This is a genomic window from Massilia sp. P2_C2, assembly GCF_056404615.1.
Map to the genome: position 1 here is coordinate 1 of NZ_JBFUDR010000142.1, position 15971 is coordinate 15971.

General features: G+C 62.0%; 11 protein-coding genes and 1 tRNA gene. 9 read left to right on the forward strand and 3 right to left on the reverse strand.

Going from position 1 to position 15971, the window contains the following annotated elements:
• The 5 genes from AC1DYX_RS17085 to AC1DYX_RS17105 form a co-directional block, all read left to right on the forward strand.
• Nucleotides 1-328, forward strand: a 328-nt coding sequence (locus tag AC1DYX_RS17085) for a 1-acyl-sn-glycerol-3-phosphate acyltransferase (protein ID WP_477260891.1), incomplete at its 5' end; no start/stop codon positions are given.
• 68 nt (nt 329-396) lie between these two features.
• Nucleotides 397-473 (forward strand) — tRNA-Pro (locus AC1DYX_RS17090).
• A gap of 408 nt (nt 474-881) precedes the next feature.
• Nucleotides 882-1985 (forward strand): helix-turn-helix domain-containing protein, encoded by a 1104-nt coding sequence (locus AC1DYX_RS17095; RefSeq protein WP_477260893.1) that lies wholly within the window; start codon nt 882-884, stop codon nt 1983-1985.
• A gap of 425 nt (nt 1986-2410) precedes the next feature.
• Nucleotides 2411-4714 (forward strand): WD40/YVTN/BNR-like repeat-containing protein, encoded by a 2304-nt coding sequence (locus AC1DYX_RS17100; protein WP_477260895.1) that lies wholly within the window; start codon nt 2411-2413, stop codon nt 4712-4714.
• 468 nt (nt 4715-5182) lie between these two features.
• Nucleotides 5183-6394 (forward strand): AraC family transcriptional regulator, encoded by a 1212-nt coding sequence (locus AC1DYX_RS17105; RefSeq protein WP_477260897.1) that lies wholly within the window; start codon nt 5183-5185, stop codon nt 6392-6394.
• Between the two features lie 156 nt (nt 6395-6550).
• Here AC1DYX_RS17105 and eutC read toward each other — a convergent pair whose 3' ends face one another.
• Together eutC and AC1DYX_RS17115 are read right to left on the reverse strand one after the other, a co-directional pair.
• Nucleotides 6551-7363 carry an ethanolamine ammonia-lyase subunit EutC gene (gene eutC, locus AC1DYX_RS17110; RefSeq protein WP_477260899.1) on the reverse strand — a complete coding sequence of 271 codons (813 nt, stop codon included), beginning with the start codon at nt 7361-7363 and terminating at the stop codon, nt 6551-6553.
• A 10-nt stretch (nt 7364-7373) separates the two neighbouring features.
• Nucleotides 7374-8765, reverse strand: a complete 1392-nt coding sequence (locus tag AC1DYX_RS17115; protein ID WP_477260901.1) for an ethanolamine ammonia-lyase subunit EutB — start codon at nt 8763-8765, stop codon at nt 7374-7376.
• Between the two features lie 344 nt (nt 8766-9109).
• On the opposite strand from AC1DYX_RS17115, the gene AC1DYX_RS17120 reads away from it, so the two are divergent.
• The 3 genes from AC1DYX_RS17120 to ppc all read left to right on the forward strand — a co-directional run bounded on the left by AC1DYX_RS17120 (nt 9110) and on the right by ppc (nt 14569).
• Entirely contained in the window at nt 9110-10099 is a 990-nt protein-coding gene (locus AC1DYX_RS17120; RefSeq protein WP_477260903.1) for an extracellular catalytic domain type 1 short-chain-length polyhydroxyalkanoate depolymerase, read from the forward strand.
• A 277-nt stretch (nt 10100-10376) separates the two neighbouring features.
• Entirely contained in the window at nt 10377-11603 is a 1227-nt protein-coding gene (locus AC1DYX_RS17125; RefSeq protein ID WP_477260905.1) for a GGDEF domain-containing protein, read from the forward strand.
• Between the two features lie 218 nt (nt 11604-11821).
• The gene (gene ppc / locus AC1DYX_RS17130; RefSeq protein ID WP_477260907.1) at nt 11822-14569 is read left to right on the forward strand and encodes a phosphoenolpyruvate carboxylase; all 2748 of its coding nucleotides are present in this window, start codon (nt 11822-11824) and stop codon (nt 14567-14569) included.
• Nucleotides 14570-14868: 299 nt separating this feature from the next.
• Here the strand turns inward: ppc and AC1DYX_RS17135 are convergent, their stop codons facing one another.
• Complete coding sequence (locus AC1DYX_RS17135; RefSeq protein WP_477260909.1) at nt 14869-15159, reverse strand: hypothetical protein; 291 nt, start codon at nt 15157-15159, stop codon at nt 14869-14871.
• 104 nt (nt 15160-15263) lie between these two features.
• Here AC1DYX_RS17135 and AC1DYX_RS17140 point away from each other — a divergent pair.
• A partial coding sequence (locus AC1DYX_RS17140) for an RNA-guided endonuclease InsQ/TnpB family protein (RefSeq protein WP_477260911.1) occupies nt 15264-15971 on the forward strand: 708 nt, incomplete at its 3' end.

Consider the following 15971-nt stretch of genomic DNA (forward strand, 5'->3'; position numbering starts at 1 on the left):
CGTCGACATCGCGCAAGCCCTGCACGAAGGCGAACTCGTGTGCATCTTCCCTGAGGGGAAACTGACGCGCACGGGCGAGATGAACGAATTCCGCGGCGGCATCGCCAAGATCGTCGCGCGCAGCAAGGTCCCGGTCATCCCGATGGCGCTGCGCGGCCTGTGGGGCAGCATGTTTTCGCGCGATGCGTCGAACGTGTTCGAGCGCTCGTTCTCGCGCGGCCTGCGCTCGCACCTGGCGCTGGCCGTCGGCCAGCCGGTGCCGCCGCAGGAGGTGACGCCGGAAGGCCTGTACGAACAGGTGCTGGCCCTGCGCGGGGAATGGAAGTAGTTGCCAAGGTGCTTGGTGACAAAAAGCCTACTCATCCTGACTGCCTCTGTTATAATTGTGGCCCGAGTCGGGGCGTAGCGCAGCCTGGTAGCGTACGTGCATGGGGTGCACGTGGTCGGAGGTTCGAATCCTCTCGCCCCGACCAATAGAATCATAGAGTTAGGCCAGCCTCAGTGCTGGCCTTTTTCGTTTCTGGCCGGGCTGGTAAGTAATTTTGGGCCGACCTACCGGGCGCGCAGATTTCACGAAAATCGGGATGCCTGTTCAGGGGCGCGCATCCGCGCTCCGAGTCTTTGCGAGTGGCCGCGCGGCGGCCACCTTCCGGGCCAAGTGGCGCTTGCCGGGTCATTCATGCCGGAGTCCAGGACGGAGGCGGTAAAGCTGGTATGATTTTCGATGCCCATCCGGCAGCCGAAGGGCAACTACCTCGCTACGATTGATAGACATGCAKYAYTTTTACAGGASGGCGYTCSTCGCGTTCGTTMTCCTTCTSATTGYCGATGCACTGATTGCGTGTTTTTGCATTTATCAAAGCTATCCGACCTCTTCGCTCATGCCGCAGGAAAAAAGTGCGGTGCATTGGCACTTTGCCACTCAGACCGACGGCCTGGACGGTGTCGCGTCGACGGTTCGCATCCATGACACCGGGCAACAGTCGCTCAGCTTCGACTTCAAGCTATCGAGAACAATCACTTATCCGTGGGCGTCGGTAGTATTGCTGATCGATGACGCGGACGGGAAACCTGCTTCGGGGGATATGTCGAAGTACTCGACTATCACCTTCCTCGCCAAATGCGAGCCCGCCAATTCGCTGATATTCAACATCAACACCGTCGATGAGGGTGTCACGAAGCCGGGCGAAAAGCTGCCATACCTGCCAGCCATGACCTTCTTCTCCTGCAACGAAAAGGGGATGCCGGTCTCGCTGGATCTCACGCGTTTGGCCATCCCGGAGTGGTGGTACGAGGTCGCGCACGTCGACATTGCGCGCCGGTCCTACACGCTGGACCGAGTAGAGCAATTGGAATTCGGTGCCAGCCAGTACAGCCCGCGCGAGCCCGCTTCCCATGTCGAGATTAGCCATCTCACGCTGCATGGCCGCGATGAGCGCTACCTCGTCGTGCTGGCGGCGGTGCTGGTGATCGGCTGGAGTGCCTATGGTATCTGGTTTTTTTGGGCGCAGTCCCTCGCACTCATCGCGAAGCTGGAATCCCGACTCAAAAAAGACCTGTCCCTCGTGGCATACCGGCAATTGACCGTTGAATCGTTCGAGGACGAGGAAAAGGCCTCCATCTTGCGCTTCATCGCCACCCATTACGCGGATCCTGGATTGGACCTGGACGGTGTTGCCGCAGGCACGGGGGCGAACCGTAACAAGATCAATGACGTGCTGAAAACGGAACTCGGCATGACATTCACCAGCTACCTGACGAAATTGAGGTTGACCGCAGCGATCAGATTGCTGACCGACAAAGCCAGTGCGACCGTGGCGGAAATCGCGTATTCGGTCGGCTATGCCGATAGCTCGTATTTCAACAAGCTGTTCAAGGAAGCGTACGGCTGCAGCCCAAAGGCGTTCAGAAGCCTGGCAAGCCGGTTAGAAACGCCTTCCGGCCATCATCCCGTAAGTCGTAGATCGGTCACTCGACGAAGCTGACCGCGATGTTGTAATAGCAACTCCTTCGCGGTCCAGAAACGACAGATCGGTGGTCCGCTCCTCGCGTCTTGCGCGGTTCCCCTTGTACTTTTCCTTTACCGGCCTTGACTCCAGCCGGGCTTCTCCAGGCGCGCGACCCAGGCATCCACGTTCCGCTGTGATCGGGACAGCGATCCCATGCCTCCCTGCTATCCACTAAAACGATCTGCGCAATTCCCTAGCAATTTCTGCACATTCCGGGAATTTGCGCATTAAACGGTAGAGCGCCGTCAGGCATATGCATACCTTTGCACGACACGCGAACCATGCCCGGTACAGGCCTTGAGTTCGCGGTTCAGAAAGCCGTAGAGCAGCCGGCTTGGCGTGACAGAGTGTCTGACATGCCGGCAAATTGAAAATATCCATCCATTTTTGGAGGAGACATTATGATTCGTAAGCACAACATCATCATCCCGGCCCTGGTCGCCGGCATCCTGGCCGGTTGCAGCGGGGGCAGCACGACCCAGGGCGCGTCAGGCACCGCGCCCGTCCTTGCCGCCACCACCGGCTCGGCCACCAGCTATACGAGCGCGAAGTGGGGTGGCGGCGGCTACGTCACCGGCATCATCTACCATCCGACCAGCTATAACGTCATGTACGCCCGTACCGACGTCGGCGGCGCCTACCGCTGGGAAGGGAACGGCGCGTGGACGCCCATCACGGACGGTATCGGTTTCAACGGCGGCGAGAGCATGTACCACGGCATCGAAAGCCTTGCGGTTGTCCCGAGCAACGACCAGCTCGTGTACCTGGTCGCCGGGTTGACCACGCTCGACGGCAACGGCCACAGGCAAAATGGCCGCCTGTATGCCTCCAGCAACCGCGGCGCTACCTGGACGCACTACGACCTGCCGTTCCCGGTGGGCGGCAATGAAGACGCCCGGGCCATCGGCGAACGCCTGCAGGTCGACCCGAACAATCCATCGACGATGTTCTACGCCTCGCGCACGGCCGGCTTGTGGAAGAGCACGAACGCGGGCCAGACGTGGACCCAGACGGGGCTGTCGAGCACCGTGCTCACGGACGCCCAGATCTCGGCCATCGGCAAAGTCAGGGGCGTCGAGCAGGTCATTTTCGACAACTCGACCATGTATACCGCCATCGCACCGGACTACAAACAGGCGGCGGGCCTGACCTCGACACTGTACAAGTCCACCAACGGCGGCACCTCGTGGACGCCGGTGACGGTCCCGTCCAACGTGACCGGCTACCATGTCCCGCACGTTGCGCGCAGCGGCGACGGCTATATCTACATCGCGTTTACCCAAGGATCCGGGCAGGGCGCCGGCGGTCCCGGCGTCCTCTACAAGTTCGGCGGCAGCGGCCACGGCGAGAGCTGGAACCAGCTCGCCAGCAGCAACTACGGCTACGGCGGCGTGTCCGTGTTCGGCACCGGCTCGACCACCCGCGTCGTGCTGGCCATTACCGGTGTCTGGAACACCACCGACCCGGTCATCCAGCTGTCCGACAGCGCCGGCGCCCCCGGCACCTGGCGCGAAATCGCGGCCGGCATGACGCATTGGGGCACCGGAACGGCCGGGGGCTGGGTGGACGACGTCAAGATCGATCCGACCAACAAGGATCACGTCCTGCACGTCCACGGCGGCGGCATCTGGGAAACCTGGGGTGCGTCGCAGACCGCGCCGGCCTGGGACGTTCCGCTCAACAACTTCGAGGAGCTCACCACCTCGGCCCTCATCACGCCGCCCGCCGGCGCGTCGTACAAGTTCGCCGCCAGTTTCGGCGATGCCGGCTCGTGGCTCCAGACGGACCTCGCGGCGCACCCGACGAAGGGCCCCAACACCGACTGGGGCAACGGCTACTCCACCGACGTGCTGTGGTCCGATCCGAACTACATCGTCGGTAGCGCCTCCAACAGCTCGACCAGCACTGCCTACGGCTTCTGGTCCGGCGACGGCGGCACCACGTGGGCGAACTTCGCGACCCTGCCCAACGGCGCCGCCACCAACCTGCACAGCCAGGGGAACATCGTGACCACGGCCCGCAACAACATCGTCTGGGCGGTCCCCAACTCGGTGCCGTCCTACACCACGAACAATGGCGCAAGCTGGACTTCGACCAACCTGCCGTCGCTGCCGGCCGTCGGCTGGGATCGCGGCTACCGCCTGGTCGTCGACCGCAAGAATCCGAACAAGGTCTATGCCTACGATTCGGCTGGCGTACCGTGGAATAACACGACGGGCAAGGTCTATGTCTCGACCGATGGCGGCCACAACTACACGTTGAGCCAGGGCTCGGTGTCGGCGAACCTGGCCCCGAACGCCTATTGGACCACGTCCATGGTCGTCAACCCGAACGTCGAGGGCGACCTGTGGCTGGCGGACGGCAACGCCGTGTACCACTCGACCAATTCGGGTGCCAGCTGGACGAAGCTGAACGGCTTCGCGACGGTTCCGGCCAACGGTTCGACGGCCCAGCTGCAGGGCGCCAGCATGATCGCGCTCGGCAAGGCACAGACCGGCAGCACGTACTCGGCCGCGATCTACGTCGTGGGCACGATGAACGGCGTGTGGGGCATCTACCACTCGGACGATGGCGGTGCGACCTGGGCGCGCTTCAACGACGATACGCACCAGTTCGGCGGTGTCGACGCGATGGCGGCTGACTGGAACACCTACGGCCGCATCTACTTCGCCGGCGCCGGCCGTGGTGTGATTTACACCAACTGAGCAGTACGACTCTGACGTAGCTCATGACCGCTGCGGCACCGGAAACGGGCCGCAGCGGATTGTCGCAAGTGGTTTTAACGTCAGATTCATACTTTTCAAGATRCAAATRCGTACTCACGCTGTTGTCATGCCGGCAAATCCAAAATAATCATGCATTTTTGGAAGAGTCCATCTTGAACAGGAAGCACAACGTCCACTTCGTCATCCTGGCTGTGCTGGTGGCTCTTCTTGTCGGGTCCAATGGGCGCAGTAGTGCCACCAACAGGCCTGAGGTCCAGGCTGGCGCCGTTGCCAAGCCCGCAGCAGCGCTCGTCCTTTCACTGCCGGCCAGCCTGGAGGTCCGCGAGGGTTCGACCGCTGTCTCCCTTCTCCTGTCGGCCAGGGAGCGGAAATCGGCAACCACGCCACACGCCACTGCTGATATGATCCAGACGGCATATCGGAAGGGAACGAGCCCGGTTGAGTGTCATGCAAGAATTCTACAAGAAGGCGCTATTTGCGCTTATCCTTCTTGTGATTGCCGATGCGCTGATTGCTTGTTTTTGCATCGATCAAAGCTACCCGTCCGCTTCGCTTATTCCGCAGGAACGAGGGGGAGTGCGTTGGCGCATGGTCACCGACACGGACGCCACACGGGGCGGCACGTCGACCATTCGCGTTCTCGAATCAGGGCAGCAGTCGCTTCGCTTCGACTTCAGAATCACGAGTGCCGCGAATTACCCATTTGTTGCGGCGGAATTGCTGCTGGAAGATAAGCAGGGCAATGCTGTGCCGGCGGATTTGTCGAGGTACACCACCGTCACCTTCCTGGCCAAATGTGCGCCCGCGAACCCACTGCTTTTCAGCATACTTACATTCGACGCGAGGATTTCGAAGCCCGGCGAGTTTCGTACCTACCCATCGCCGGAAACCCACTTTTCCTGCAGCGAGAGGGGAACGCCGGTGTCGCTGGATTTGACGCGCCTCGCCATTCCTCCGTGGTGGTTCAGTGAGTACAAGGTCGACCCGTCGCCCCAGTCCTACCATCTGGGGCAGGTTGCCGAGTTCGTGTTCGGTGTCAGCCGTCATAGCCCGCGTGAAGTCGATTCCCACGTCGAGATCAGCGAGGTCACGCTACACGGCCGCGATTATCGCTACCTCGTCGCGCTGGCGGTGATCCAGGTAATTGGCTGGGGCACATTCGGCGTCTGGTTCGCCCGAGCGTACTCCCGGGCTCTCGCTGCAAGCCTGGAATCGCATCTGAGAAACGACTTGCCTTTCGTGGCATACCAAAAATTGACCCTGGAACCGTTCAAGGACAAGGAAAAGGCAGCCATCCTGCAGTTCATCGGCACCCATTACACGGACCCTGAACTGGACATGCGCAGCGTGGCCGCACGGATAGGAGCGAACCGTAAGAAAATCAACGAGATCCTGAAAATGGAACTCGGCATGACCTTCAGGGACTACGTCAATAAATTGAGGCTGGCGGAAGCTGCGAGACTTCTGACAGACAAAGACAATAAGCCCATAGTAGAAATTGCATATTCGGTCGGTTATGCCAATGTCTCGCATTTCTACAAACTGTTCAAGGAAGAGTACGGCTGCACGCCCAAGGCGTTCCGGAGCCTCGCACCCCAACCGGAAGCACCTTCCGTGCACGATCCGGTGGGACCGCCGGTCGCGCGCAGGTCGGCATAGTCGAGATAGGGAAGCGGTTGCGGATCGGCGGCGTCGCGCTGCCATGCGGCGCGGTACTGCGCCAGCGCTTCCAGCGTGACGACCGGTGCCAGTATTGCGTGCCATCGACTCGGCACGTATGTGGTCGAGTGCTGCTCGTCGAGTTGTTTCAGCTCGTCATAGCAGAAAATTCCGCTTTTCTTCGCCCGCGAGCGAGACCGGACCGCTCGTCTCATCCTTGAGAACCACACCAGTCACCTCGCGCCGGCGCGCTTCCGCAAGCAGGTAGTGCAGCCTGCCCGCGGCCTCGTCGTAGCGTTGACCGGCCGGCCTGACGTTCGAGATGCAGTTTCGTCGCTCGTCGGTCAGGCCGACGCGGGGCGCCCACGTGACATACAGGCCCATGCTGTCGGGCGAACTGAGGCCCGGGCGCTCGCCAACAAGGACAACGACCAGTTTCGCACCCAAGAGTTCGCCGACTTCGTCGCCGACCGCCACGCGCCCCTGCAGCACGATGGCGGGCGGGGCAACCAACCATTGCTCCTGCAGGAGCCGCTCACGTATCACCTGCAGGAAGGGGGCTGCGTTCTGTGCGACCGCGAGCGAGGAAAGTCCGTCCGCGACCACGAAGGCCACATCGTACGGCCGCGCCTCCGTCGCGGCAGCGCGTAGGGCTGCCAGGGCGGCGCGAGAATCGTCATCCAGCCGCCGTCCGAGATCGGGACGCTGCAGGTAGACGTTGCGGTCGGCGGCTGCGCTGTGCAGCTGCACGCACGGACCGATCTCGGGCCACACGGCCTCGATATCGGTTTGCAGTGCCTTCGTATCGAGCGCAAGGTGCACGGCATCCCGCGCGCGCGCGTGCGCGAGCTGGAAATCCAGTTGGACCGACGTCGGCTGGCTGACACCCGTGTGGCCGAGCGCGATGCGCGCGGCCGTGAACTGGCGCAGTGCCTGCCAGGGGTTGGGTGTGATGATGGTGTCCGACACGACGTCCTCCTCAGGTAATACGCATCAGCGCCCGTTCGAACGGCGCGGGCAGGGTGCGGCCCAGGCTGATCTCCCCGTCGCCCACGAAGATGCCCATGTCGCGCAGCCACGCATGGAATTCCGGCGCGGGCAGGAGATTCAAGGCGCGGCGCGCGTACAACGCATCATGGAACGACGTGGTCTGGTAGTTCAGCATGATGTCGTCCGAACCGGGGACGCCCATCACGAATGTGCATCCGGCGGTGCCGAGCATCGTCAGCAGCACGTCCATGTCGTCCTGGTCCGCTTCCGCGTGATTGGTGTAGCAGACGTCGCAGCCCATCGGCAGTCCGAGGAGTTTGGCGCAGAAGTGATCTTCCAGGCCGGCGCGGATGATCTGCTTTCCATCGTACAGGTATTCCGGTCCCATGAAGCCGACCACTGTATTCACCAGCAGCGGCTTGAACTTGCGCGCCACGGCATAGGCGCGTGCCTCGCAGGTTTGCTGGTCGACGCCGTGGTTGGCATTGGCGGACAACGCGCTGCCTTGTCCGGTCTCGAAATACATGACGTTGTCGCCCACCGTGCCGCGTTGCAGCGACAGTGCGGCCGCGTGCGCCTCCGACAGCAGCGCGAGGTCGATGCCGAAGCTGGCGTTGGCGGCCTGCGTCCCGGCGATCGACTGGAATACCAGGTCGACCGGCGCACCCCGATCGATCGCGGCGATCGTGTTGGTCACGTGCGTCAGCACGCAGGACTGGGTAGGGACGTTGTAGCGCGAGATGATTTCGTCCAGCATTTCGACGATGCGGATTACCTGTGGCACGTTGTCCGTCGCCGGGTTGATGCCGATGACCGCATCGCCATTCCCGTACAGCAGGCCGTCGAACAGGCTGGCGGCGATGCCGAACGCGTCATCGGTCGGATGGTTCGGCTGCAGGCGGGTCGACATCGTGCCCGGCAGGCCGATCGTGTTGCGGAAGCGCGTGACCGGACGGCACTTGCGTGCGACGAGGACGAGGTCCTGGATCCGCATGATCTTCGAAACGGCAGCCGCCATCTCGGGCGTGATCCCGGGCGCGACCTGAGCCAGCGTCGCCGTGTCGGCCTCGTCGCCCAGCAGCCAGTTGCGGAAATCGCCTACCGTCAAATGACGGATGCGCAGGAAGGCCGAGGCGTCGTGTTCGTCGATGATCAGGCGCGTGACTTCATCCACCTCGTATGGCACGACCGGCTCGTTCAAAAAGGTCATGAGCGGCAGTTCGGCGAGGGCCATCTGCGCGGCCACGCGCTCCTCGGCGCTGCCGGCAGCCACGCCGGCAAGATGATCGCCGGAGCGCGCGGGCGTCGCCTTGGCCATCAGATCGCGCAGGTCGGCAAACGTATAGGTCCGCGTGCCGACAGTGTGGTGATATTGACTCATGCTTGTTCCTTCCGAATCACAGAAAGAGCGGCATCAGAACGTTTGCGACGCGCTGAGCACCAGTGGCGATCCTGCCGCATGTTTTGCCATGTCCGTCTGCATCGAAAAATGTCCAGAGCGGCACGCCGGCGCGCTCGCGAGAGCCATTATTATGCATGGCCGCCAGGTTGACGGATCGTGTCTTTCATTGCTTCGTCAACCAACAAGGTGTACCACGAACCCTTCACATGTGCTGGACCTTGTCCTACACGCACACGGCCTGATCGCTGTATGTTGCGCCGCACCACTGCGTCAAAATCAACAAAAATACATTGGAGATTCGATCATCCATCTAGGAGTCAAACATGTTGAACGTGATACTCGATACGTGGTCGAGCCTGGCGCAATCCCCGTGGACCGGTCAACCCAACTGGCTAGGGTACGCATCTCCTGTTCCCTCGGGAGGCGGTAGTAAGTTCATTTCGCAACGCTATGATTCCGATGAAGGATCGTTGCACTACAAACTGTTCATCCCCAGCGGGCACACCGGTGAGCCATTGCCGTTGATCGTGATGCTCCACGGCGGCGGGCAGGACGCCGACGACTTTGCGCTCGGTACGGGCATGAATGAGCTGGCCGAGCGGCACAAATGCTTCGTCGTCTATCCCAGGCAGTCAGTCAGCGCCAACTGGAGCATGTGCTGGAACTGGTTTGAGGAAAGTCATCATCATCGCGGTCGGGGCGAGCCGGCGCTCATTGCCGGTGTCACGCGAAAAGTGATTGCTGAACATGCGATCGATGAGACGCGCGTGTATGTCGCCGGCCTGTCCGCCGGCGGGGCCATGGCCGTCGTCCTGGGACGAACCTATCCCGAATTGTTCGCCGCAATCGGCTGTCACTCTGGCCTCGCACACGGCTGCGCGACCGACTCCTATAGCGCAATGCTGGCCATGAAGGACGGCGTTGACGCGAGCGCGTTATCCCATCCCGCATCGGCAACCGACGTACCCGTTATCGTATTCCATGGTGATTCAGACTGTACGGTTCACCCCAGAAATAGCGAGTGTATCGTCCAACAATTTCTCGCCAGTCACGCAGCACGGGTTCGGCACGAACAGATGGAGGTATCGGTGTCGAGGGAGGCAGGAAGAGCCGGTGGCCGCGCGTTCGTCAGACACGTTCACAAAGGAAGATCCGGGCGCGTCGTGGCCGAGCACTGGACCATCAAGGGAAGCGGGCATGCCTGGTCAGGCGGCACCAGGCGCGGCAGCTATGCCGACGAAAGCGGGCCGAACGCCAGCTGGGAGATGCTGCGGTTTTTCCTGCAGCGCCGGCGGACACGCCATTTCTCATGATCTGGAAGCAGGGCAGGCGCGATCATTTGGCGTCCTGAATTCGAGAGAACCATGCGTCAAGGTCGGGCGATATTCGCGCTGGTCACTCGGTAAGTGCGCCTGCCGCACAGAAATGTTTCGCAACCGCGTAACATTTTCAGTAATATTGGTCGCCGATAAATACATCTGCGAACTGTGCATGATTCTGCGATCCGCCCGCGCAATGACGATCGTTCAATCCCTCGTGGGATTGCTCCTGATCCTGACGCCGATGTTGCTTATGTGGCAACATTTTGGCATGACGCGAGTGCTCGAGATCTCACCCACGCATCCCTACGGCGTCACCGTCGCCGACGACCGCCACGAGAATGGCAATTCCGTCTCGGCGCTGGAGCGCACCGGGGACGCGCTCATCATGCGTTGCACGCTGGGTACGGCGTATAACTGGCCGTTTTGTAAGATCCAGTTCCACATGGGCCAGGGAAGCAAGGGCATCGACTTCAGCCAGTTCGACACGGTGACGTTCGACATGCGTTATTCGGGTCCGGCCCAGAGAAAAATCAGGCTCCACCTGACCAACTTCGAACTGGAATTCTCGAAGGTCGACGACTGGAACTCGCAGCGTTATAACCTGGTCGAATTCGACGTTCCAGCCCAGTCCACCTTCACGATTCCCATGAATGTCCTGCGCACCGCCGACTGGTGGGTAAGCACATACCATATCCCGCTGGAAAAGACGTATGCCCGGCTCGATAACGTGACGGCGGTGGAGATTTCGACGGGAGCGGTCGCCCCCGGCCAGCCGATCGTGATCGAATTCCGGTCCATCCGGTTCCGGGGCAAGTGGATATCGAATACGATCTTGCTCAGGTATCTGGTAGGTGCATGGATCGGTTGCGGCATCCTGGGACTGTCGCTGAGTCTGCTGCATGTGCGGAACAGGCTCTCCGCCAGCAATTCGCGCCTCGAAAGCCTGGCCGCCATCAACAAGGCACTGGAACTGGAAGCGCGCGACCTGGCCGACCGCGCCCATACCGATCCGCTCACCGGCGCCCTGAACCGCCAGGGGCTTCGGGAGGTGTTGATGAAGCGCCTGCATATCACCGGCCACGTCGACGCGGAAATGGCGGTGGTCTTCCTGGATATCGACCATTTCAAGCGGATCAACGACCAGTACGGCCACGAAGCCGGCGACGACGTATTGCGACAATTCGCCGCCATCATCCGGGGCGAGGTGCGTTCGAGCGACAAGCTGGTGCGCTGGGGCGGGGAAGAATTCCTGCTCGTGTGCCCCGAGACCAACGTCGAACACGCCCTGAAGATGGTGGAAAAGCTGCGCGTCGCGATGACGCGGCGGGAATGGCCCCACGGGCTGTGCGTCACGTCATCGTTCGGCGTGACGTCCCTGAAGCCGAGCGAAGACATCGGGTCCGCGATCAAGCGTGCCGATGGCGCACTGTATGTCGCGAAAGCGAATGGCCGGAACCGGGTGGAAGTCGCCTCGGAGCAGATGGAAGCCGCCTGAGCAAGACCTTTCTCCACGTGTAGCATTTTTTCAACCCAAGCCCCGAACTGATCAATGTTTGTAGTAAAATTTCATAACATTGTATATTCCACTCCGCCGTGCGCTTTTCGCAGGCACGTATATACAAGGGGTTGGCTGGCTTATGTTGGACGGCTGATGCGTATTCTGTAAAAAATTTTCATATTAAGTCGTTCCAGGACGACGATGGGAGAGCTTGAATGAGCGTTGAAGAGGCACGGAACTTCAAGGAAGAGTTGCTGGGGCGGGACATCCGCCAGCTCGGCCGCATGCTGGGGGAAACCATCCGGGCCCAGGAGGGCGAAGGGGTGTTCGACCGCATCGAGTCGATCCGCAGGAGCTGCATCGGGTTCCGGCGCGACGAGGACGGCAGCGCGCACGAGGAACTGGCTGCGATCCTGGCCGGCATCTCGTCCGATGAGCGCACCCAGCTGATCCGCGCTTTCACGTATTTCTCGCTGCTGGCCAATATCGCCGAAGACCAGCACCACATCCGCCGCAGCCGCGCGCACCTGTCCGCCGGTTCGGCGCCGAAGAAGGGCAGCATCGCCCACGCCGTCGACGGCGTGTTCGCCGCGGGCCGCATGGACGACCTGCCGGCGTTCTTCGACGATGCCCACGTCAGCCCCGTGTTCACGGCGCACCCGACCGAAGTCCAGCGCAAGAGCGTCCTCAACTGCCAGATGGCGATCGCGCGCCTGATCGGCGAACGCGACCGCACGCAGCTGACGCCCGACGAAGAGCAGGACAACGAGGAAGCGCTGGCGCGCGCCATCCTGACCTTGTGGCAGACCCGTCTGCTGCGTCCCGCCAAGCTGTCGGTGCTGGACGAAGTCGAGAATGGCCTGTCCTTCTATGACTACACGATCCTGCGCAGCCTGCCGCGCCTGTACTGCACCCTCGAGGACTCGCTCGCGCACAAGGACGCCGCCTGGACCGACCGCGAACTGCCGTCGTTCATGAAGGTGGGCAGCTGGATCGGCGGCGACCGGGACGGCAATCCGTTCGTCACCGCGGACATCCTGCGCGCCACGCTCAGGGCGCAGGCGACCCGTGCGCTGGATTTCTATCTGCCCGAGGTGCATACGCTCGCATCGCAGCTGTCGCAGGCGCAGTCGCTGTGCGGCAGCACCGAGGCATTGCGCCGCATCGCCGAACGCACGCCGGACAACTCGCCGCACCACCAGGACGAACCCTATCGCCAGGCGCTGCACGGCATGCATGCGCGCCTCGTGGCGACGCGCGCCTGGCTCGTCGGAGGCAGCGCCGAACCGGATGCGACGGCCTATGCCAGCGCGGCCGAGCTGCTGGCCGACCTGGACGTCATCCACGCATCGCTCGTCGCCAACGGCGCCCGCCAGCTGGCGCGCGGCCGCCTGCGCACGCTGCGCCGCGCCGTGAAAGTGTTCGGCTTCCATCTCGCGCCCGTCGACCTGCGCCAGAACTCCGACGTGCACGAGCGCGTGATCGCCGAACTGCTGGCGCAGGCGCGCCCGGGCGCCGACTACCTGGCGCTGGCGGAAGGGGAGCGCTGCAAGGTACTGCTGGAAGAACTGCAGACGCCGCGGCTGCTCGTCTCGCCGTTCGAAGCCTATTCCGAAGAGACCGCGTCCGAGCTGGCCATCCTGCGCGAGACGAAGCAGGCGCACCTGAAATACGGCCGCGCGGCGGTGGTCAACTACATCATCTCGAAGGCGGCCTCCGTCTCCGACCTGCTGGAAGTGGCCGTGCTGCTGAAGGAAGCCGGCCTGCTGCATCCGACGCTCGGCACGCTCGACGTCAACATCATCCCGCTGTTCGAGACCATCGACGACCTGCGCGCCGGCCCCGCGATCATGGCCGAGGCGTTCGGCCTGCCGTTCTACATGCGCCTGCTGCAGTCGCGCGACCGCCTGCAGGAAGTCATGCTGGGCTACTCGGACAGCAACAAGGATGGCGGCTACGTCACCTCCGGCTGGGAATTGCACAAGGCGGAGCTGGAACTGATCGCCGTGTTCCGCGCGCACGACGTCAAGCTGCAACTGTTCCACGGCCGCGGCGGTTCGGTGGGACGCGGCGGCGGCCCGAGCTACGAAGCGATCCTGGCGCAGCCGCCGGGTGCCGTACAGGGTCGCATCCGCCTGACGGAGCAGGGGGAAGTCATCACCGCGAAGTACGCCAATGCCGACGTCGGCCGGCGCAACCTGGAAGTGCTCGTCGCCGCGACGATGGAAGCCACGCTGCTGTCGCACGCCCAGCCGCAGCCGGACGCGGAACAGGTCGCCGCGATGGACCTGCTGTCCACCGAAGCGCTGTCCGCCTACCGTTCGCTCGTCTATGAAACGGAAGGCTTCGAGACCTATTTCTGGGAATCGACCGTCATTTCGGAGATCGCCGCGCTGAACATCGGCAGCCGTCCGGCTTCGCGCAAGAAGTCGCGCTCGATCGAAGACCTGCGCGCAATCCCGTGGGTGTTCAGCTGGGCCCAGTGCCGCCTGATGCTGCCGGGCTGGTATGGCTTCGGCACGGCGGTGGAACGCTTCATCGCGGACGCGCCGGCCGAGCGCCTCGCGCTGCTGCGCACCATGTACAAGGAGTGGCCGTTCTTCACCACGCTGCTGTCGAACATGGACATGGTGCTGGCCAAGAGCGACATCGCGATCGCCGGCCGCTACGCGACGCTGGTCGCCGACGCCGGCCTGCGCGACCGGATCTTCGGCCGCATCAGCGCCGAACATGCCCGCACCGTGGAAATCCTCCGACAAATCATGGAGCAGGACGAGCTGCTGGACGGGAACCCGCAGATGCAGCGTTCGCTGCGCAACCGCCTGCCGTACATCGATCCGCTGAACCACCTGCAGGTCGAACTGTTGCGCCGTTACCGCGCCGGTGTCGATGACGATGCGACCCGCAACGGGCTGCATATGTCGATCAACGGCATTTCGGCGGGGTTGAGGAACAGCGGCTGATCTCCGCACCCCTGTTTCATGCGGCCGGCATCGCCCGGCCGTTTTTTTGAATTCGAAGAATGCAGGGACGCCGAACCATGCGATTAAAAACACGAGTTTCCGAACGTGTTGCTGTCCATTTGTCAGGAATTGTGCTGTTTTTCTCGATCGGAAATGTCGGCAATCGTTGCTCCTCCAGTCTCTATTGAGATCGTAAGCCACTAGTTCGGCAAACAATGCAGTCGCCGAAGTGTAATCAGGGCAGGTTCGACGCTTCCTTCATGGCAGTGCCTCAGAAAACGTTTGACTGATATTGCCTGTTAAAACGGCGGCGGCACGTCCGGCGCTTGCGGTGGAATGTCGAGGTCGATCGTCTGGCGCGGCAAGTGCGCGAGGTCGGCACCCTCGACGAGTGCCAGCGCCTGGAACGCTGCATGCGCCCGCACGCCATGCCGGTGCACGGACACCAGCATCACGGGCAATGTGGGAAAGAAGGGGCGCAGGCGTTCCAGCAGCACGTCGCCGACGCCGGGCGCGACCCACGCAGGCGGCGGAAAGGCCAGCGCCACGCGCACGCCTTTCAGGTCGGCGAGGACGATGTCGAGCTTCATCAGGTACTCCGAGAAATCCCGTCCTTCAGGTCGGGCAGGAAAGGAGCCGATTGCGCAGCAATCGATGCCTTTCGGTTGTCAAAAATGCTGTATATAATCACAGTATGATACTTGTTTATCGTTACCGCGTGAAATCCCGTAACGGGCTGCTCAACAGGCAGTCGCATGCATGTAACGTTGTCTGGAATTACTGCAATGATCGGCAAAAGGATGCGCTGCGTTTTGGCCGCCCCTGGCTGACGGGTTTCGACCTTAACAAGCTGACGACCGGCAGTAGCAAGGAACTGGGCTTGCATTCGGGGACCGTGAATGCGGTCTGCGAACAGTATGCGAAGTCGCGTTCGCAAAAGAAGCGACCTTATCTTCGCTATCGCGGCAAGCGTTCCCTGGGTCGGGTACCGATCAAGGGACGGGAACTGAAGCGGGAAGGCGATGCCTTTCGCTTCGCGGGCAATACCTTCCGCGTCTTCAACAGCCGGCCGCTGCCCGAAGGGAAGATCAAGGACGGCACCAACTTCTCGCGCGACGCGTGCGGGCACTGGTACCTGAATATCGTGATCGATGTGGCCGCGCCCGATATCGATGCCAGGCAACCGCTGCGCGGTGTCGGTATCGACCTCGGCCTGAAAGACTTCGCGACGCTGTCTACGGGCGAAAAGATAGAAGCGCAGCGGATCTATCGTGGTGCCGAAGAAGCGCTTGCGTTGGCGCAGCGCGCCCACAAGAAGCGGCGCGTCAAGGCGATCCACGCGACGATTGCGAATCGTCGCAGTGACTTCCTGCACAAGGTGTCGGACCGCATTGTCCGGCAA

Excerpts from the sequence above, each read along its gene's own strand:
- AC1DYX_RS17095 (WP_477260893.1), top strand. The coding sequence starts at position 882 with ATGCCGCAGGAAAAAAGTGCGGTGCATTGGCACTTTGCCACTCAGACC.
- AC1DYX_RS17100 (WP_477260895.1), top strand. The coding sequence starts at position 2,411 with ATGATTCGTAAGCACAACATCATCATCCCGGCCCTGGTCGCCGGCATC.
- AC1DYX_RS17105 (WP_477260897.1), top strand. The coding sequence starts at position 5,183 with ATGCAAGAATTCTACAAGAAGGCGCTATTTGCGCTTATCCTTCTTGTG.
- AC1DYX_RS17115 (WP_477260901.1), bottom strand. The coding sequence starts at position 8,765 with ATGAGTCAATATCACCACACTGTCGGCACGCGGACCTATACGTTTGCC.
- AC1DYX_RS17120 (WP_477260903.1), top strand. The coding sequence starts at position 9,110 with ATGTTGAACGTGATACTCGATACGTGGTCGAGCCTGGCGCAATCCCCG.
- AC1DYX_RS17125 (WP_477260905.1), top strand. The coding sequence starts at position 10,377 with ATGACGCGAGTGCTCGAGATCTCACCCACGCATCCCTACGGCGTCACC.
- ppc (WP_477260907.1), top strand. The coding sequence starts at position 11,822 with ATGAGCGTTGAAGAGGCACGGAACTTCAAGGAAGAGTTGCTGGGGCGG.
- AC1DYX_RS17135 (WP_477260909.1), bottom strand. The coding sequence starts at position 15,159 with ATGAAGCTCGACATCGTCCTCGCCGACCTGAAAGGCGTGCGCGTGGCG.